The sequence below is a fragment of the Candidatus Erwinia haradaeae genome (assembly GCF_900698925.1).
Lineage (GTDB): Bacteria > Pseudomonadota > Gammaproteobacteria > Enterobacterales > Enterobacteriaceae > Erwinia_E > Erwinia_E haradaeae_I.
On record NZ_LR217713.1, the window covers coordinates 367,577 to 389,667 of the forward strand.

The window sequence follows — 22,091 nt, forward strand, 5'->3', positions numbered from 1 at the left end:
ATTATAAGTATAGGAATGCTCTTTTCTTGTTTTATAATTATAAAGAGTTTTCTTCTAACCAACTTTCTAATATAATGACTGCAGCTATAGAATCAATATTTCGTTTACGAAAAGCTTGATAGCCCCCTTCATATTCAAATAATATTGAACGCGCTTCTTTAGTGCTCAAGCGTTCATCATGCAAAGAAATTGGTATATTGTAGCGAAGATATATGGAGTGAGAAAATTTGCGTGTGTGTGTTGTTATTGCCTGATCACTGCCATCCATATTGAGCGGAAGACCTATTACAATATGATTTGGTTGCCACTCTTTTAAGAGTATATCAACTTCATTCCAGTTTGGTTTACCATTTTTCGCATTAAGAACATTTAACGGACATGCTGTTTTAGTTACGTCTTGTCCGCTAGCCACTCCAATACGTCGCATGCCAAAATCGAAGGATAATAATGTTTTATGGTTCACTAGGCATGACCTGCTTCACTAACAATATTGTAAATATCTACACCAATATTTTTTGCTGCTGCACGCCATCTATCTGCTATGGGTGTATTAAAGAGGACATGCGTATTGGCTGTAGTAGTTAGCCAAGCATTATTCATAAGTTCTTGTTCGAGAGGGCCTTTCCCCCAAGCACAACAACCGAGAGCTATTAGTATATTTTCTGGTTGTTCAGAAGTTCCTAGTGTCTCCAGAACGTCACGAGAAGTAGTCATTACCGTATTTTCTGAGACTTGGATGCTAGAAGAAAAAGTTTTTTGTGCTGAATGTAAAATAAAACCTCGATCTTCTGCTAATGGCCCACCCGCAAATACTGGTGTAGTTAATTTTTTTGTATTATCTTCACTTTGAACTGGTTCAATTTTTAGTTTTTTTAACATATCTTCAATCATAAAATTATCTATAGGTTTGTTAATTATAAGACCCATAGCTCCATCAGAATTATGCTCAAAAATATAAACTACCGCCCGTTTAAAGAACGGGTTTTGAAGTGTTGGCATGGCAATTAAGAAATTATTCTGTAAATTCATACTAAATTTTTCTATAGTTTAGTCATGCTAAGATTATCGGGTTAGCATAATGTAAAGGGTTTTTTTATTCTGTAGGAATACACTTCGTTATAGAGGAAGTGTTAAGTATTTTTTTTTCGATAGCATTCATTAACATATCGGTAATAGAGATTGGAAATGCAGACTCAATTTCACGAATACCAGTTGGGCTTGTAATATTAATTTCGGTTAGTTTATCACCTATGATATCTAATCCAACAAAAATCAACCCATTTTTATTAAGAGTGGGGGTTATCCTCTCTATGATCGCGTAGTCGCTGGAAGACAAGTGACGCACTTCGCTGTAGGCGCCAGCTGTAAGGTTTCCTCTTGTCTCACCGGGTTTGGGAATACGAGCTAAGCAATATGGCACTGGTTGACCATCTACTATAATAACACGTTTGTCACCATCTTTTATAGCTGGTAAGTAAACTTGTGCTATACAATAGCGAGTGTTATTATTGGTAATAGTTTCAATAATTACTGACATGTTAGGATCTTTTTGTTTGATATAAAAAACAGATGCACCGCCCATTTTATCCAAAGGCTTAAGTATAATATTTTTATGTTTTTTCCAGAAAATACGTATTTGATCGGCATTTTGAGTAACTAATGTTTCTGGGATCAAATCAGTAAACCATGTTGTAAATAATTTTTCGTTATAGTCACGCAAGCTTTGTGGTTTATTAATAATTAATGTGCCTCTTTTTTCAGCGCGCTCAAGAATGTAGGTAGCATAGATAAATTCAGAATCTAAAGGTGGATTTTTTCGCATTAATATAACGTTAAGTTTTGATAGTTGAATGTCTTGTTCTTGACTAAAGGCAAAGAAAGGGTAGCTGTTATTAATTTTTAGTATGCGAGTTCGTGCTCGTCCTTCATCATTATATAGATATAGATCAGAGATCTCCATGTAATAGATTTCATAACAACGTTTTTGAGCTTCTTGCAACATAGCCAAGCTGGAGTCTTTATTAAAATTAATTGAAGTGATTGGATCCATTACTAATCCAAGTTTGAACATATTTCTCTCCGTTATTAGCGTTATCTGTAATATTTTTTGAGAATCCCAACTGGATTATTCTTTTTTTATTATCAAACATTTTTTCTTCTATCAGATCTATTTTGATGTCTTTTTATTTATTTACAAAATGTGCAGTATGGAGATATATGATTTTATATAGATCCTTTATAGAAAGTAAAAATATTTTAAATATTATGAAGTAGACCATGATAATCAATATTAAATTAGTATAAGTAGATTTATCTTATTTAGTTTTGAACAAATTTTTTTGATTTTTGATCCGTATCAAATTTATGAATATGTATAACAGAAGTATCTTATATATTCTACTATTATCCTTGCTAGTGTAATAGTTAGATGATGTGTATCAATTTATTTTTTATTAGAAAAATAAAGAACTTCTTTAATAAGTTGAATCTTATTTCTTTTGATCCCATAGATACGATGTCTTATGGGGTTACTCGTCTGTATTAGATAATTATACGTAACTTGAATTATGTATTTTATTATTTTTTATTAATATTAAGGGTTTGAAATGTATATTTCAGTATCTTAATTATTTTTAATCAGGAATGAACCGAACACTGATTTTTTACAATCTATATTGTAATCAGAGGGCGATATGTTATGTTATTTATGTTGTAAATCATAGATGAATTATAAGCACAGATTAGAAAAAATTGGTATGAGAGAATGTTTTATATGAACTATATCATCCATGTAATCTTGTTTAATATTACTAATACTACTAGTCTCTTTTTTATGAAATTTTTATATCTATTTAGAATAGATGTATTATTTATTCATGTATATCGACATATGATATATATTACATGATTTATTTTTTGTATAGAACGATTCTTTTTACATAAGAGTATTACAAAGAGTATTATAAGATTAATTATATGTTATAAAATATATTTCACTACATCAGATAATTTTTTTATTCAAATGGTATATCTATTATAATTAGTCAGTTGTAAATAATGTAGCATGACTAAAAAGAATCTTGTATTAAAAAGAAAATTTGCTTATTGAGCAATATACTGAAAGGTAATATTAGATTTTTTTATATGTTTTATTCTTAGTCATAGTAATTATGTTATTTTTTTTCATTGATTTTTTATTATAATTATTAATTTAAAAAGATGAATATTAATTTCAATATGATCACTCTAGTGTAACATGATAGAAATTATTGATTGACTGATTTTTTTATATTTTAGACTATAAAAATTGATTTTTATATAAAAACAATTATTATTTTTAATAAAACTAAAATTCACTTTAAAATTAAGGCATTTTCCATTATTTTTTACGTAGCTCTATATTAGAGATATTAACAATGCGTTAGATATAAAAGTATTTTAAGATATTAGTTTTTTATCAAACATCAGTATTTTTACAAATGTTTTTAGATTATAGCAAATTATTCAACAATCAAATATATCTTAATTTTTTGTACATCAAGATTTTTCTTGTTATCTTTCAAGATAAATTTTTTTAAAAAAATAAAATAATAATAAGATTATCGAATATATTCGATCTGGATAGGTAGTAATTTTAACATATATATAATATAGATGACAGTCTTGGACTGGGGCTGGTATTCTCTTGTTTGTGTGAAATTTTTGATATTTTCTAGTTGATTAATTATGTTATTATTATAGAGGTCAACATATATTATATGGTTTTTTTTAAATATATGACATTAATTGATATATCATATGTAGTACGATACTATCGTATAGTGGTATTATACTAAATATAGTGAATTTTTAATTAAAAAATATAAATATTTCAATTACTTAATAATAATTGTAACCGATAATAGATTTGATGAGGATGAGATAGACTTAATGGATGAATGATATTGATTTTTTAGGTTACAGCAGGTCATCTTAAAACCTCAATAATGTATGGATTACTAATATGGACAATGAGTCTAATCATGATTATTAAGTTAATATTTTATCTTTACATTTTTTAATGTACACATATATGATATTATATCAATAATGATATTATATCAATAATCTTAGGGCGATTGGAGAAGAAATAATATTGGATGTAATCTTTTATGATTATAAAAATCAAATTTTTATTTTTATAAATACTGTATAATTATTTTAATATTATTTAGTCTTTAACGGGTTGTATCAAATTAAACAGGAATTTATATCTAAAAGAAATTTCTTTATATTATATAAATAACCTTATTAATATGTAAATTAATTTCACTTTAGATAAAAAAGAGGCATGCGATCTAGATCATCTTATAGTTAAACTATAGCGTAATAGTGATGGATAGGGATTGTTCTGTTCAAGAAGTGAAGTGAGATGAGTTTATTATTGTTTAGGTTTATTTCGCTTGATCTTTAAAAGACATGGAAGAAAGATTATAAATATAGTTCTGATAATGTATTTGAATAAGAATTCAATCATATTTATTTTAATACAGTGATTTATGTTAGGGATTTTTAGAAAAGATCAATAGGTGAATCAAGCTCTCGTTATAGATTAGCTTAGCTCCTAATTATATTTTATTTTTCTCAGTAACTTTTTCCTAGTAAAGCCATTGTCTTTTATTTTGATGTATCCATTTGGATTCAAATTGTATTTTTCTGAATTATATAATTAATTCTTTATTACAGTCATATGTATATTATAAATATTATTTTTTATAATAAATAATATTTATAATATATAAATAATTTTATTTTTTTTATAAATATTACTTATATCATATCATAAGAAGAATATTTACGAATATTTATTGTTGCGGAGAGAAGTTGTTATTTTAAAAAATTCTGAAATAAACCAAAACGATATTTTAAATTTTTTATTAAAAATATTTATATATATTTTATTAGAATTTTAATAATTAATTTTACGATGATTGTCTATAATTGGATAAAGTGAAATACTAGATGTAAATAGATATTTTCATATTATGATTACTTATTTCGTTAATGTTATTTGTATAATACCGATATAGACTATAATATGGGGGATATCAAGTCTTAATATTATACTTGATAATCATGGGTGTTATATACGAATTAAACTATATATTGTCTTATTATTTAAGTAGTTTTTAAGATTGGTAGGTTATTCAATTGTTGAAGATAAGTCTGTATGTATTTATAAAATAGAGATATCTTAATATCATGTAATTATTATGATTTCATAATATCTATCTTGGTATTAAGATTGATGTATAAGCATTATTAGTTGTTTTAAGCCAAACTAGGTTTTAATTGAATAAAAAGTTATTTTTATTTACTGATTAGTTAATTATATGGTTTTTTTAGTAGAACCCAGTTAGATATATATTATTTTATGTGTTTCTAACCAAAAGGGACAGTGTGATTAAGTTGTATAATAATTGATATGTTTTTAAACTTTAGTAGTTCATTTTTATATAAACAACATTATACTGTAAGCTGGATGTTTTAATATTATTCAAGAAATTTTTTAGGAGTATCAGGTAGTTTTTTATCTTTTTTAAAAAAATGTCTCTTTGAGTAAATTATGTAGCATTTATTTTAATAAAAATATTATAAATAATATGTGGCAACTATGCATTAGTAATAGTAATATTTTAGCTATTTATAACGTCTAGATTTATTATGAAAATATTTTTCTTTTTATATTAAGGCAAGATCTCTGTAATTAACTGATTATTTCTCTTAGAAATTATATGATATATCTAATTATGGTTATAAATGAAAATATTTGGTGTAATGGTGTTGTAAGAAGTTTTCATAATCATCACTTTTTGTTAGATTGGATTGGTTTAGGATCAGGACTTTAAACACTGATAGATGAGTAGTTATTTTTGTTAAATATTACTTATAACTATCAAGAGGTTTTAAAAAATATGTTTTTAGGCTGGACAATGATTGAAATGTAAATATATCTGGTTTAAAAATACTTGCTAGTATAGAAGAGCAAAAGTCTGTAAACATTGAGATAGAGCGTATTGTGTTGTATTTTATTATTGAGAATCATCAAAGATTATTAATCTATATTGTATATATTCAATTATCAAATATTTTACTGAACAAATATTAAGTAAGCTTAATCTATGCACAGATCTGTTAGAATGTTTTGTTATGGCGTTAGATTGTAACTTAGATTTTATGATACTACACTGAAGTCATATTGAGTATTCTTTTTCTGAACGATTGGTATTAAGCATATATTTTAAATATATGATTTATCTTAATATATTGTGAATTTTTTAGATTAGTTATTTTGAAGCAATGGTGGTTCAGAGAGAAATAACGTGTCGTTTGTTGTAAGATCATTAGTTTTTAGTAATAAGATGGTAGTGATTATTATAATTAAGATTAATTTTTATGTGGGATATTATTCGGAGTGATTCTCAATCTCAGATTGTAGATCTGATAAGAAGAGGAAAGGTTATAAATTACATGTATTATTTATATTGTATATAGATTTGTATCTAATTTTGTTATCAAAATGTACATGTAATTTTACAGTAAAGATTATTTTTTAGCTCAATTCTGATTTATAGTTTTAGATATTATGAACTTTGTTATGTTTTTGGAAAATTAATGAGATTAAAATAACATTTTGTGTGTTATCAATAGGGTAGCAAAATGAATCTGATAATAGATAATAATACCATAAAGGATACATTAGTAGCTACGTTAAAATTAAAAGAGGCCCATGTTAGTAATAATGGAAGTCATTTTCAAGTAATTGCAATTGGTGATGTCTTTAGTGGTCTGAGTCGCGTTAAGAAACAACAGATAGTCTATCAGGTACTTATAACTTATATCACTGATAGTAGGATTCACTCTGTTTCGATTAGAACTTATACTCCTGAAGAGTGGATTCGTTAGTGTGAATCAAAAGAGATTTACTTTTTCAATTTTTTTATGATATTTAATCATACGTATTAAGTTACGTATATTTACAATCATGGTGTGTTGCATAACCAGAGGGTATGGGCCATGGATAAATTTTGCATACAAGGTCCTACCCAATTAAATGGTGAGGTTATTATCTCTGGTGCTAAGAATGCTGCATTACCCATTTTATTTGCTTGTTTACTTGCTGAAGATCCGATTGAAATTCATAATGTTCCAAAGTTAAAAGATATAGATACAACTATACAGATCTTAAGTGAACTAGGTGTTCAGACTAAAAAAAATGGTTATATATGTTTGGATGCTAGTCAAGTGAATATATATTGCGCTCCATATGAGTTAGTAACTACTATGCGAGCCTCAATTTGGGTTTTAGGTCCTTTAGTTGCGCGATTTGGTCAAGGGCAGGTGTCACTACCGGGTGGTTGTGCTATTGGAGCCAGACCAGTCAACCTACATCTTATGGGTCTGAAAAAATTAGGCGCTAAGATTACGATGGAAGCAGGTTGTCTTAAAGCTTCTGTTAATGGCCGCCTCAAAGGTAGCCACATTATTATGAATCAAGTTAGTGTTGGTGCGACTATAACTATTATGAGTGCAGCAACTTTAGCCATTGGTGTGACTATTATTGAGAATGCTGCACGTGAACCGGAAATTGTTGATACCGCTAATTTTCTCAATATGTTAGGGGCACGAATTGAAGGAGCAGGGAGTCATTGTATCACGATTATAGGTGTTAAGAGGTTGGGGGGCGGGATATATCAGGTAATTCCTGACCGGATTGAAACAGGAACTTTTCTAGTGGCAGGGGCCATTTCTGGTGGAAAAATTGTCTGTCGTGAAGTACAGCCTGATACATTAAAGATAGTTTTAGAAAAACTATATGAAACTGGAGCTGACATCAAGAAGGGTAAGAACTGGATCAGTTTAAACATGCATGGTCAGCGTCCTAAAGCAGTTAATTTATGTACAGCGCCTCACCCTGGTTTCCCTACTGACCTTCAAGCGCAGTTTAGTCTTCTGAACTTTATAGCTGAAGGGTCTGGAAGAATTACTGAGACGATTTTTGAAAATCGCTTTACGCATGTGCCACCATTAATCCAAATGGGTGTGCAAGCTCAAATTAAGAAAAATACGTTAATGTGTCATGGTGTTACTAAGCTTTTAGGTGCTTGCGTTATGGCGACTGATTTGCGTATGTCAGCAAGTCTGGTTCTTGCTGGATGCATTGCTGAAGGAATAACTCTAGTTGATCGTATTGATCATATAGATCGGGGTTATGAAATGATTGAGGATAAATTGATAGCGCTGGGGGCTAATATTAAGAGAATAAAAGGTGGTTAAAAGGTAATAGGTCTTCAATTTAATATGAAGGCTTGGATAAATATACAAGATGCATATTGGATTTAAATTGCTATCTCGGATAATTATTTTTAAATAAAGTCTTAGATAGGGTGAATGCTATGCCAGATTTACTAGTATCATATTATATATTAAGAATTATTATGTTTTCGACATCTTCTAAAACCCTATTTATTATTTATAGGAAGAATACTAATACTTGTACATTCTATTATTATAGTTTTCTGTAGCTATATGATCTTTATAAGTCAGTTTTTATTTTTAGATAAAATACTGTATTTGATATAGCTTGTAAGAATAGATATGAGTTATTGATATAGTATATATTATATTTTTATATTGCATCTAGTATGAATTTTTTTTGCTTTTTCAATATAAGTCTATGATAATCTTATGTATTCCAAGTGACTAGATATGCATGATAATGATATATGTTTATAATTTCTATATTTAGTAAGAATATAGTATTTATTCATAGCAATATATTGTTCATATAAAAAGAATAGCTATATTTACTTAACTCTAGAAGTTTGGTGCTAGAAAATTGATTATCGTTTGCAATTTAAACTTTATAATTTATTTTTTTGATTTGGTTACTATATCACTATAGTTATTTTAGGTAATCTATGACTTTAGGTGTTGATTGCAATATCTTGATGTTATGAGCTACATAGTATTTGGTATCATACGATATATACATTTATAGAATTAAAGGTCTAGAACATGTATTGGAATTAGATTCAATGGTTTAGATAATAGATTTTATTTTTTTAAATCCTTTTAATAATGCATATATTTTAACAGAACAAGTGGTTGTGAATTTTTAATATCAACCATTGGATGTATTTATGTAAGTTGTGGATTTGATTCTTAATATGGACAATTGTAGTTATCATTATAATATAATAGATTAGATTTGATCTAAAATACTAAGATATAGAATCTTATATATAAAATATAATTAATTGATATTACGTAGTAGTAAATTAGCTTTTGTTTTTGATAATGTTTTATTATCCACTTGTTTTACGATTACTGCACAATTGATATTATATTGTCCATCTTTAGAAGGAAGGCTTCCTGCCACCACCACTGATCCTGCAGGTACTCGTCCAAAATAGATTTGACCACTAGATCGATCATAAATTTTAGTACTTTGTCCAATATAGACTCCCATTGAAATAACAGAATTTTCTTCTATAATTACTCCTTCGACAATCTCAGATCGCGCTCCAATAAAACAATTATCTTCAATAATAGTTGGATTTGCTTGTTCTGGTTCTAGCACTCCTCCGATTCCAACACCACCGGATAAGTGTACATTTTTACCAATTTGTGCACAAGATCCGACGGTGGACCAGGTATCTATGACCGTACCTTCATCGATGTATGCGCCAAAGTTAATATAAGATGGCATCAGAACAGTATTTTTTGCAATATATGCACCATAGCGTACTGTGGCTGGAGGAACAATCCGGAAACCACCTCTCTTAAAGTCTTCATCAGAATATTTAGAAAATTTCATAGGTATTTTATCATAGTAATAATTTTCTCCGTTACATATAATTTGATTTTCATATATACAAAAAGAAAGAAGTATTGCTTTTTTCACCCAATCATAGGTAATCCATTGATTTTGGATCTTTTCAGCGACGCGTAATTCACCACTATCTAGTAAGGAGCTGACATAACAGATTGCTTCATGTGTTTCTTTATCAACAGTCTTAGGTGTAATTTCTAATCGTTTTTGAAAAGCGGTCTCAATAATAGATTTTAGTTGTTTCATTAATATACTACCTGATTGAAGTGTTTGTTGTGATTGTTAAGAGATAGTTGATTAGTACATGACTGAATTATATGATAGATTTTTAATCTAATTAATTATTAAATGTATTATGGTTTTTTTGAATATGTATTTTAATGTCTTTATACATTTAGTAGATGGTATTTTTTGGAGAATTTTTAAGTTAGGTTCTTCTTTATTTTTAAAAGTAGTATTTTTATAAGCACTATCAACGAGTTTAGACAAATATTACTGATTTTGATAACACTGTATTAGTCTCTCTGTTATTTTTTGGATTTTTAAAGCAATCTTATTTATTAGATAAATAATTTTTATATATAAGAAGTACAATTATCCTCGCTTCATATAAAGGGGTATATTTTTATTGATTTCTAGTTTTAATTTATAGAAACATAATTACTTTATTTTAGTTCTATATTAAGATATTCTTTTTTCTTTCGTAAGATTCATTGTTTAATTGAGATTAATTTTCTTTTATGCTCATTTTAAATATTAAATTTAAGATAAGAATTCTCTAGTTGAGAGATTAATATATTTTAGGTTATTTACAGTATTAGGTATTGTAGAATGTGAAAAAATCATCAATTAATTAAGTATTCTATATTTTTATTTTTTTGAATTAATGATAAATCTGTTAGAATAGAAAATTAAATTATAGCCTAGAAGATTATTTTTAACCATACTGTATTTTTTTATTTTTTTTAATTTTTTTAGTAAAACATTTTTTCACATTAAATTACTTTAGTGGTTGTCATTGTAAGATTATATCTCTAATTTATAGTAGCTTAACTACTTTTCAAAAAGTATATGGTCTATCTCTAGAGATATACCTTTGCAGCGTTTAATATTAGAGATAACTCAATTATTGTTCTATATGTTTTTGATGAGGTCGAGTATCTCTATTGTTATATCTGATCTAATATAAAATTACTTAGCTTTATATGTTTCATCGGCTGCGAAAAACGACGCGTCCTTTGCTGAGATCATAGGGAGTTATCTCGACAGTGACTTTATCACCTGTAAGTATACGAATATAATTTTTTCGCATTTTTCCTGAGATATGTGCGGTAACTATATGACCATTTTCTAATTCAATTCGAAACATCGTATTCGGTAGCGTGTCTAATACGACACCTTGCATTTCAATGTTATCTTCTTTAGACATCAAATCCTCTAGGTAAATACCTTAATTTGTAAAGTAATTAAATCTATATCAACTGTTTGTATATTGCTATAAATATGCTTAAGAATCATTGATTGATTATTTTCTTTTTTTATTTTTAACTTACAATTATCAAGTTAAATATATTTGTTAATGAATATGATACAAGACACAGATAGAAGGTTTCATTGTAGCTGATAGTAGCTGATATTAGATTCTATCCTATGAATATTTGTATTTTAGGTATGTTAATGTTTGCTTTGTATCTTAGTATTTCACATAACTGGAATAATTCCAACATACAATTTTTTTAAATATTTAGATCATCTATTCATTGTTCTTATGTATGTGAAAAAGATTCTAGAAAAAACCAATATACTGAGATAGAGAAAATAAATAGAATATACTATATTGTAAATATTTTTATAGAATAAAAGACTCATTAGTAACTAATTTTTTAACAAAATTCATTTTATATCAGAATCGGGATTTGTCAAAAATATTAGATTGTTTATTGATGTATAATTGTATTATATGAACAGATGGGATATTGTTGTTTATTCTCATAATTAAAGTCAAAAAAATATTATTTAATTCATATTGATTTATGATAAAATATTAAAATATAGTATTTATTGAAGATTTGTAATCATTCTTCTTAAAGAAATAGTTCTTAATTATTTTTGAAGTCCCATTCTCAATGCGATACAGGTATTCTAATAGTAATTTATATTAATTTATGATATATATTTTATATAAATCTATTCTATGGCTCTTACACATTAAGGTATTTTATGAGTATCAGTATTATTAAAATTAAATATTTTAAGACAAATTGTACTAGTATTTATATTCAAGATTTAGTGATGTACTGATAATAAAATATTATATAAGATTGAAGATAAGAGTTATATATATTGTGTATATGAGGATATCTATATTTGAAGTAAATATGAACAGATTTAGGTGATCTTTATAAAAAAAGATGCCTGTAAAAAAGGGATGGAATTTATAATTCTAAAATTAGTTTTAGCTATATTCAAGAAAGAGTTAATGATGGTACTGTTAAAATCAAGATTTATAAATAATTACAGAGGATATCTATATTTTTATAAAAATAGTTCTAGGGTTTCTTAATAAGTTATGTCCTTATTAACCAAGGATGGATATTCAGAAATCTTTTTGTGTTTATTGGATGATAAGAAAGATAAGCATGATTTTGACTATACATTATTTAGAACAGAAGAAAGCTAGTTTGAATATTCATATTAGATAAACACCGATGTCTAGTTTTTCTATTTAAATTACATAGTGGTATGTATAATGATTGGTATCATATTTTGATCTAGAAGATTCAATTTTTTTTAATAAAATTATTCTAAGTTACATAAGAATAGTTATATAATACTGAGTATTATTTAGTCAATATAGGCGAAATCATGTAAATCTCTTAGAGATTATATTTCTTTTTCAGTCTGTACATTTCTTCTTTCTTAAAGAAGAAAGAACGTTATTCTATACATTACTGTATAGTGTAGTAGTTATTGATTAATTTACATTGTTCATATATCAATCTTCTGATTCTATTGAATATTTAATTAAAGTATAGAATATTTATATATATAAATATATATATATTTTTATATATAGTAGTCTGTATTGAATAAATTAAATAACACTTCAATATTAAAAATATTATATAAAATATATAATTGTAAATATTGTTATATTCTCTTAGTTTTTTTTGTATGAACTATCCACCAATATAGACTTTAAGTCTATATTGGTGGATAAAGATCTATTTGATTTTTACTTAAAGAGAACTTACACAGTATGATAAGAGGTTGTGTATATCTTTTTACGCTACCATTAGATGATTTTTGGTTGTTAGAAAGGATGATAAGAGCGTGAAAATTTGTGCATAGCCTTAATAAATGTTTCTCAATGTTCTGGTCAGACATCCTGATGAATTCCGTGACCAAGATTAAATATATGTCCTATTCCATATCCATAATCATCAAGAATGTTTTTCACTTCTTGCTCTATTCGTATAGGGGAAGCATATCATATTGATGGATCCATATTTCCTTGTAATGCAACCTAATTTCCGACTTTTAGTCGGGCATCTGCTAGGTTTGTAGTCCAGTCGATACTAAGTGCATCGCAACCAGTTTTAGCCATTGCTTCTAACCATTGACCCCCTCCTTTTGTAAATAAGGTAACAGGTACATGACGGTATTCGTTTTCATTTAATAAGCCATCGATAATTTTATGCATGTATTGAAGAGAAAATTCCTGGTCAGCCCTTCCGGTTAGGAGACCGTCCCAAGTATCAAAGATAATCAAAGATTGAACTCCGGACAGGATTTGAGCATTGAGATACAATATAACGCTATGTATTAATTTATCTAGCATGATATGTAGAGTTTTTGGTTCTGAATACATCATTTTTTTATTTTAGCAAATACTGTACTACTTCTACCTTTAATCATATAGGCTGCTAGTGTCCACGAGCTTCCAGAAAAACCAATAAGTGGTACTTCACCATTCATATTTTTTCGAATAGCTCGAATGGTATTTATGACGTATCCTAAATTTTGTTCAGGGTCAGGAATGAATAATTTTGCTACATCAGAGCGATTTGCAATAGGATAAGAAAAATGGGGTCCATCATGATCGGTAAAATATAGATCAAGACCCATCGCATTAGGAAGAGTTAAGATGTCAGAGAAAAGAATGACTTCATCTAGGGGTAGAGTCGTAATGGTTGTAAGGCTATGTCGCAAGCAAGATCAGGATTTTTATATAAAAACATAAAATTTCCAGAAACAGCACGTATAGCTTTATACTCTGGTAGGTATCTTCCCGCCTGACGCATCATCCATACGGGGGTAACATCAACCGGTTGGCGCAGCAAGGCACGAAGATAACGATCGTTTTTCAATTTACTCATTATTGGATTCTATTTTTAAAAAAATAAATATACTGAATTATTTATAATAATTCATTTTTTGTTATATCATTTTTTTACTAAAAGAAAACAATCTTTACTATAAATAAAGATTTAAACTATTATTTTTTATGAGTTAAGAGTCTGTATACAGAAAAGTATTTAAGTATTTTATTTGAGCTTATTAAAATCTATTTATATTATAGTATGATATTATTATATAATATAATAATAGGATATAAGATTATGTTTCCAGTTTAGTTGCAGGTTTCACAGTTCTTAACTAGGATAAAATTATGTTAATCATTTATTTCTTTGATGTAAGAAATGGAATTTGATTTAGTATATAACTATAGGAAATGATTTATTTACGTTATAGATACATCTGATTTCATTCATGAAGTATAAAAAATAGAACCTTATGTTAAAACCAGAGTATCAAGAAGTACGGTTCTAGACTTACATCATAGGGTATTTAGAAAAAAAAGTACAATTTAGAATTGTACTAAAGATTTTAAAATAAAAATTTTAATTTAATTGAGTTGTCAATGTTATTTGATTATGAAATTAAGCAGAGAGATCTTCTCTTATTAGAGTCCAGGGTAAAGCTAGTTAAATAGAGTAACAAAAGTTTGACTGATTTAATTTCTTCTTCTTAGAAAAAAGAGAGGAATTAATTCTTATATTATAATATCTATATGGTTCATAACATGTACATGATGGTATGATATTTTTTTGATTATATTCTACCATAAGAATAAGGTTGTTCTTGGTTCATAGAACGCATTTAGTGTACATGGATTTACATTCATTTTTTTTGATATCCATTTAATGAATAAATTATATGAGTAAGATTCAGGCTTAAATCTATATATTTATGACGACCTGATTATATCACGGTATAATAACAGAAGCGTGCATTAAAAAATTTTTTATTTCTGCATTTGTAGGATAATTATTGTCTTTGATTACATTAATTTAATCAAAGACAATAATTATCTATTCAGGCAATTTACCAAAGATTGAGAGATATATAAAACAAGTGGAATGTTGTATTTTATTTCAAAAAGCTCTTTCCTATAAATATCATGTTAAGCGCAATGTTCTTGAGCTATAGTTTTTACAGAAAGTTCTATTTTTACTATTAATGATAATAAGACAGTTATTAATTTTTATTTGTTATTTTTCAAATTCTTCTATGGAATTCGTTTCATCATATAAGAGATTGTTTTCATTTTTAAAAAAAAGGATGATATTTCATGAAGTTTATCAATACTACCTATTGATATATAGTGTTCTATTAAAAACTAGATTCTTTGAATTATTCATTTATTTTATAATCATTAGTTCTAATAAAATTTTTTTGATTTAAACATTTAGCTTAAAATATTATTAATTACATAAAAGATAAATATAGTAGGATTTTTATTTATTAAAAATCTTTTTGTAAAATTGTATTATTTCTAATAATAATAAGTATTATTATTTGCATTTTTTCTTCTGGTTTTTATTTGTTTTTTCAATTAAAGAACGTGATAATTTTATTTATTAATGAATACTGAGGGTTCATCAAGATACTTGATATATAAAAACTTTATTACCATACAAATCAATTGATATGAATTATATGGATTTGTTGCATAAGAATATTCATTAAATCAATAGGTTTTATAACGGAACAATGATTAGTTTTGTACATCAAATAACGTATTGGTATATAGCGTGAAGATTCAATAATATTAAAAATTGTACAAAAAGATAATATATTACATATTGTAATGTATTCATGTATTAATGTCAGATTGACTTATTAAATGTTAATAAATTTCTGAATAAGAAAAGAGAGACTAGATTCACTTAATGCTTAATAGGTATTAAGAAGTCTATTAAAATAGAATGGTTGAATGAATTAATAACGATGAGTATCCTGATTGTTATCTTCAGTCTGAAGATTAAATTGGTATAGCATATCCATTTCTTGGTCCATACTAGCCATTGCTTCGATATAGAGAGTCGGCATGAGTTGATAGCGTACTGTGAATATTGATAATGGATCAAACACCCCAATACCATATTTTATCTGTAGATTCGGGAGCACATTAGCACTGACTTCTATTTTTTGTTGACTGCCTACTCCGATGGTATCTAATGCAAGATTACTAAGTCTCAAGCTCCGCCCAATTTGATCTATAATTTTTTCGCTTTGAGCTAGCCCTAAGTCTACTAATATTGAGGTTAGAGAATAATTCCCATGATTTATAGCGCTTATTTTTTGTCCATGTAATAAATAAGATAAAGTTTCTTGTTGTGTATGTTTGGGTTCAGAAAATACCTCTATTTTAGGGTCATTGGCCAGGCCTGTTACTCGTACTCCAGCTATTATGTTATCTTTAGTTTTTTTTGGATTACGAATTGCTTCAATATATAGATATGGTTGATCTAGGAATTTAGAAAATTTTAGCTCTCCCTTTCGTATGTTCAGGTCTTGAGCATATGCATAGAAACGGCCAGATGGAATATGAATTTGACCAGTGAGACTTGTGTTATGTTCATCTTTTAGTATTTTTAAATCACCATTTATTGCAGCTTGTAAGCCATACGCGGAAAGAGTCACATTATTGCCAAGATGGATATTAATATTACTGGTTATAGGTATGCTAATGGATTGGGATGTCAACGGTTGAAAGTTTGTATCTAAAAGTATTTCATCAGAAGAGGCATTAATGCTGTCTTTTGGTTTATTTTGAATAAGAAAGTGTGCCCTCGGTATATTGATATGACCTGTTAAAGTTATTAAATTTCGCGTTTTTTCGAGAACAATTTCTGGGGAGATGTTCATATATAATATGGATGGCATTGTTACATGGATATTTTCCCCTTTTATTTTAACATGCATATACCAATTATTGAGATTATTCCAGGTAGAATATCCATGTATAATTAGATCACCTTTTTTGGTTTGAATGATTCCTTTAATTCTAGATTTTTTACCATTAAAGAGTATTTCTATATTAGCTGTTTTTATTTGAATGGGTATGTCTTGACTATCTAAGATTATGTTTTTTATTTTTAGATCCCCGAATATTTCTAGAGCATTTAAGTTACCTTTTAGATGGACGTGCATATTTAAGATTCCAGATATTTGTTCATTGATATTGAATATTGGATTCAATATTTTTATTGATATTTGATCGGTATCGATTGTACCAGATAGTTTACGGCATCCGTTCAGATCAGAAATCTGAATATTTCCCTTTATTGTTTGATTGTTAGCACATTGAATTAACCATTGTATATGCATATAGTTATCGCTTAATTGAGTCTTAATCATTACCTTATCTAGTATTATTGGTGAGCTTTCTATATGAGATTTATAATCAATTTGAATTTTTTTCCCTTGTAAAAAAACCTTTCCCTCTGGAAACCCTGTATTTATATTCCAACTTAAAGATGCAAAACCATTTAGTTCTCCTCTTAGTTCTCTTTTTCTATCCATAAACGCATTAAGTATTGATAAATTAAAATGATTAATGTCAATGTTTATATAAAAAGATGGTCCAATGTTAGTAATTGTTGGTATGCATAGCTTAGATGTTAAGTGATCCCAGAAGTGAGGTTGGAACATGAATGTATTTGTCTGATAAAAATAATTAACAGTAATAGATTGGGTTAAATTCCACACACCTGTTGGGGTGGCAAAGATACTGCGTGTCACTACTCCCTTCCAGGTTTTGTCTAACAAGTTCAAAGCGCCATGAACAAAAAACTTCCAAGACATTAGTTGGTTTTGTAGGTTACAAGTAAGATCATGTTCTGTAGAAGTTCCTGTGGCTTTTAATTGAAATAATCGAATTATAGTATTATTATTTTTTATGTTTTCTATAAGAAGGTTCATATGCCCTTGAATTGTATCACTTATGGTGAGAATGCTATCGAGATTCAGGTGACCAATATATATTTTTTTCCACTGCAGAGCTCTAATAGTCATTTTTGTACATAACTGTGCTTTGTGTAGGGATCCTCTCACATAAAAAGATCCATATATATTACCACTTAGTTCAGGTAAGACCTCATGTAAATTCTTACCGTCAATCTTTATATCAAGATCTAATTGTTCAGAAAGAAATCCATGAAGGTTAATAATGTTTTTACCAATACGAAGTTGAATATGTTGCATATTCAAGAAGCTGGATTTATCTATTAATATAGAACCATCTAGTGTTAATGGCTGATCTAGTATTTGGCCTTTAAGGTTTAGGTGTAGATCTATTGTTTTTATTTTCCAGCTATTCTTATAGAAATGGCCATTAGTGGTTAATGTACCCATTATATTTGTGTTTAATGTAGGATATTGATGTTTTATATTAAGTTTAGATAAGGTTAACTGACTATGCCAGTTAATAGTTTCCTGCCAATTAACCCACCCTGTTACATTTATCGTTCCTGACGGGGAGCTTAAATTTAATTGATCTAAGAAAAATTGCTTACCATGTCCTTTTCCTTGTAAGATTAGTGAGGTTGGTGGAATATCAGCCCCTGATAAGTTAGTTTGTAGTGCAATGGCGTAATCAACAGCTGTGCCTCTGCAGATCAAATGGATGTTGTTAGCTTGAAGTTTTTTAGCATCATGCATGCGCCAACATATCTTAGGGCTTGCTAATGTCATATAAAAAGGTATTCCAGTAGTAGCAAGTTGAACATGTAAATGAAAAATTGCTTGGATTTGCCCAGATAAATTGAGTATTAGTTTGATTGAGCGATATAGATTTCCGTTTATAATGATTTGGATTTTCTCATTTTTTAGAGAGGGTGTAGTTAAACTACCATTGAATGTGAACTTTAGTGGCCAGGTATCGATGAGATTCATCTGACCTTCAGAATTAAATATACCGTAAGGAGAATCAATTCTTAATTGTTTGAGGTAGAGATGTTGAGAATTAGTATGAAATTGTGTCAGAATATGATTTATAGATATATTATATTTTCCAATAATTTCTATTTTCTTAAAAATAAGTTCTACTATGTCGATGGCAAAAGGTAATGTTAATTTCGACATAGATGGTAGAATAGGTTTATTCAATATTGATTTTAATATGTCATCAAATAATAGAAAAATAATTTTAAGATGTTTAATCTGTTGTCGTTCGTTCTCGTTGTTAGGTATTTTCTTTTTTATTTTTGGTAGAACGATTGTTAATCCATTAATATAGGTTGGTCTAAGTGTAAATTTGTTCTCGATCCAGCTGGCGCCTCCAGTAAAATTTGTTATTATAATCTCAGTATTATTAATAATTAAATTAATCTTATAAAGAATAAGTTGATTAAAGAGAAGTGAGTGAAAATATTTAATTTTAGTTTTTTTATGACTTTGTTCTAGATAAGGCTTTAGTCTGAATAATTGAGGTGTTTCAGTGGCTACTATTTGTGCATTTTTTATTGTTATATTTTTTAGATACAATGTTCTTTTCAAGAGAGACGTAAGGCATAATTCTGTATGAAATTCGTCTATATTAATATCTATAGTTTGTGTTATATAGTGAATACCTTTTAGTGTTAGGTCACTTACACTGCCTTGAACTGTTTGGATTTTGAGAGATGGAAGGTAGTATTCTATCGTAAAGAAGACTAATTTAGCTCCACTTGTCGTTGTTATTAAAAAAATAATAAAAAAAAATAGAATCAGTATGAAAATCAGTATATAAATCAATCCTCGTTTCCATGTTTTCATAGTTCCGGTCCTAAACCAATATAGGATTGTATTCTATGATGGTTTCTGTCATTAACTGGGCGTGCAATATCAAGTTTAATCGGACCTAGAGGGGAATTCCAACGTATACCAAAACCAGCACTGATTTTAATATTTTTCTGCTTAAACTCCTGCACGACTTCACCTATGTCTATAAAGACTGCGGTCCACCATTTTCCATTAATATTATATTGATGTTCGAGAGAACCTATTACAATCTTTGAAGCGCCAAGAATTTTTCCATTATGATCGCGCGGGGATAGCCCCTTGTATTTATAACCACGTATACTGTGATTTCCTCCGGCAAAGAAGCGCATATCTGGTGGAATTTTTTCAAAATGATGAGTCTGAATCCAACCAAAATCCGTGTGTATAATCAAGCGATTTCTTTTTTTAATAGTTTTAATCCATGAATTTTCTATTTTAAATACTAAAAAATCTATACAGGATCCCCAGGATATATCGGAAAAATCAATTGAATAATGTTGTGAATAACCATGTGTGGGCATTAGACCTCCGTATGAGCTAGTTCGGTCAACACTGATACCTGGGTACATTAACATAGCTGTATTTGTGATGCCATCTTGAGTAAATCGTTCTAATCTCCAGTGTAAATTGATTGCTTTTTTCCAGCCGTTAGAACTATTCCAATATCGTGATGTTGTTATAATAGAGGAATCTGTCTTAATATCATTCCAATGAATGCGTTTTAGGCTACCTTGTAATAAGTAATATTTTTCTAGTGGGTTTTCGAGGATTGGTATCTTATAGGAAAATCTTAGCTCACATTCAGGAGAAGAAATATTAGCAATGGTTTTAAAACTATGTCCTCGATTATTAATGATATTTTTGTCCCACATAGTTCGTATATGCATCCCAATCTTTCTTGAGGAGCCAATTCCAGTAGTGAAGGTATTCTCGGTTCGTTCTGTAAGGATGCCATGTAATCGTAAAAATGCGCCTTGATTGGATTCATCGAGTGTTGGTATCAGAATTACAGAATGAAACCAGCCAGTGTCTGATAATCGACGACTTAGGTCTGCCATATGGCGTGAGGTATAGTAGGTACCCTCTTTAAATGGTACTAAATTTTGTAAATATTGTTTAAGTAGTTGTGAACCAGTAAAGGTTATTCTAGAAAAATGATAACGTTTTCCACTATTATAGCCAATATCCCAGAATGCTTGGTGTTTTTGCACTGATACTTTTAGTTGGTTCCTGTAGTAATTAGCATTAAAATATCCTTTTTCTAAAGCTAAGTTATTTAAAGATTTTTTAAATTTTTCATATTCTCCATGATTTAGTGTACTACCTAATTTGGGTAGTTGATAAGCGATAAGATTAAGATAATCACGGTCTTTTTGTGCATCACCGTGTAGTTTTACTCTGATTCCAGCAATAATCACTGGTTCTCCTGGTATAACTTGAATTATAAGTACAGGCTCTTTTCTATTTTGTTTCGTTTGATTAAGGTGCATTTGAATTTTCGGTTCATAATACCCAAATACTTTTGTAGCTTCTTTAACTATTTTTTGGACACGGTTATAAAATCGATTATTTATAGTTACCTCTTGGATTTTAATTATTGATAAATGTTCTTCAACATTTTTTTTTAGAGCTCCAGATAATCCTAGTACATGAATATTGATTGATTTTGCGTGAATAGATGCAGGATAGATGTTCATTAGTAGGAAGGATAGATAATAGACATAGATTTTTAGCACACTTTCTCCTCATTCTATCTTCGTTTAATTCTAAAGAGATTCATTTATGTCCAAAATATAGCTAAATAATTATGATGTAGCTATATGGTGATATTATGTAATTTTCTTCAGTTTTTGGAGTAGATGGGATATCTAAGATTTGTTATTTAGAGGTAATTCCATGAGAAGTGTTGTGTAGTATACATTAAGCAGTGCATGACATAAAATAGTTTTTATTTAATGATCTCTAATTTAGATTAGAGATTTATTTTAAGATAATTAAAGCGATATTATATAATATTTGATATTAAATATGATATCTCAATAAATCGTTCCATACTAACGGAATAAGTTTTCTTGGTGTTACAGTGCTTTTTATAATTTATTATATG

9 protein-coding genes and 1 pseudogene are annotated in these 22,091 nt (G+C 28.1%); 2 read left to right on the plus strand and 8 right to left on the minus strand.

Features of this window, described 5'->3' with window-relative positions; all coding sequences use genetic code 11:
• Positions 1 to 37 precede the first annotated feature (37 nt).
• The 3 genes from ruvX to gshB all read right to left on the minus strand — a co-directional run bounded on the left by ruvX (position 38) and on the right by gshB (position 2,071).
• Positions 38 to 463, minus strand: a complete 426-nt coding sequence (gene ruvX, locus HACICURV3402_RS01070; RefSeq protein WP_174232562.1) for a Holliday junction resolvase RuvX — start codon at positions 461 to 463, stop codon at positions 38 to 40.
• A complete protein-coding gene (locus HACICURV3402_RS01075) occupies positions 463 to 1,029 on the minus strand; it encodes a YqgE/AlgH family protein (protein WP_157992521.1) in 567 nt (188 codons plus the stop codon). The genes ruvX and HACICURV3402_RS01075 overlap by 1 nt, the downstream gene beginning before the upstream one ends.
• Before the next feature lie 64 nt (positions 1,030 to 1,093).
• A complete protein-coding gene (gshB, locus tag HACICURV3402_RS01080) occupies positions 1,094 to 2,071 on the minus strand; it encodes a glutathione synthase (protein ID WP_157992522.1) in 978 nt (325 codons plus the stop codon).
• A 4,628-nt stretch (positions 2,072 to 6,699) separates the two neighbouring features.
• Between gshB and HACICURV3402_RS01085 the strand changes: the two genes are divergently transcribed.
• Both HACICURV3402_RS01085 and murA read left to right on the plus strand, forming a co-directional pair.
• Positions 6,700 to 6,945, plus strand: coding sequence for a BolA family protein (locus tag HACICURV3402_RS01085; protein ID WP_408609264.1), 246 nt, complete (start codon positions 6,700 to 6,702; stop codon positions 6,943 to 6,945).
• Positions 6,946 to 7,056: 111 nt separating this feature from the next.
• Entirely contained in the window at positions 7,057 to 8,316 is a 1,260-nt protein-coding gene (gene murA, locus HACICURV3402_RS01090; RefSeq protein ID WP_157992523.1) for a UDP-N-acetylglucosamine 1-carboxyvinyltransferase, read from the plus strand.
• Positions 8,317 to 9,295: 979 nt separating this feature from the next.
• Here murA and dapD read toward each other — a convergent pair.
• From dapD to tamA, 5 genes and pseudogenes are all read right to left on the minus strand, one after another.
• A complete protein-coding gene (gene dapD / locus HACICURV3402_RS01095; protein WP_157992524.1) occupies positions 9,296 to 10,120 on the minus strand; it encodes a 2,3,4,5-tetrahydropyridine-2,6-dicarboxylate N-succinyltransferase in 825 nt (274 codons plus the stop codon).
• 964 nt (positions 10,121 to 11,084) lie between these two features.
• Positions 11,085 to 11,303 (minus strand): translation initiation factor IF-1, encoded by a 219-nt coding sequence (infA, locus tag HACICURV3402_RS01100; protein WP_157991919.1) that lies wholly within the window; start codon positions 11,301 to 11,303, stop codon positions 11,085 to 11,087.
• Positions 11,304 to 13,256: 1,953 nt separating this feature from the next.
• Positions 13,257 to 14,253: pseudogene (gene hemE, locus HACICURV3402_RS01105) on the minus strand (uroporphyrinogen decarboxylase); the annotation flags it as partial.
• 1,906 nt (positions 14,254 to 16,159) lie between these two features.
• Positions 16,160 to 19,978, minus strand: coding sequence for an autotransporter assembly complex protein TamB (gene tamB, locus HACICURV3402_RS01110; protein WP_157992525.1), 3,819 nt, complete (start codon positions 19,976 to 19,978; stop codon positions 16,160 to 16,162).
• Positions 19,975 to 21,720, minus strand: a complete 1,746-nt coding sequence (gene tamA, locus HACICURV3402_RS01115) for an autotransporter assembly complex protein TamA (RefSeq protein ID WP_157992526.1) — start codon at positions 21,718 to 21,720, stop codon at positions 19,975 to 19,977. Before tamA ends, tamB begins: the two co-directional genes overlap by 4 nt.
• Positions 21,721 to 22,091: the final 371 nt, after the last annotated feature.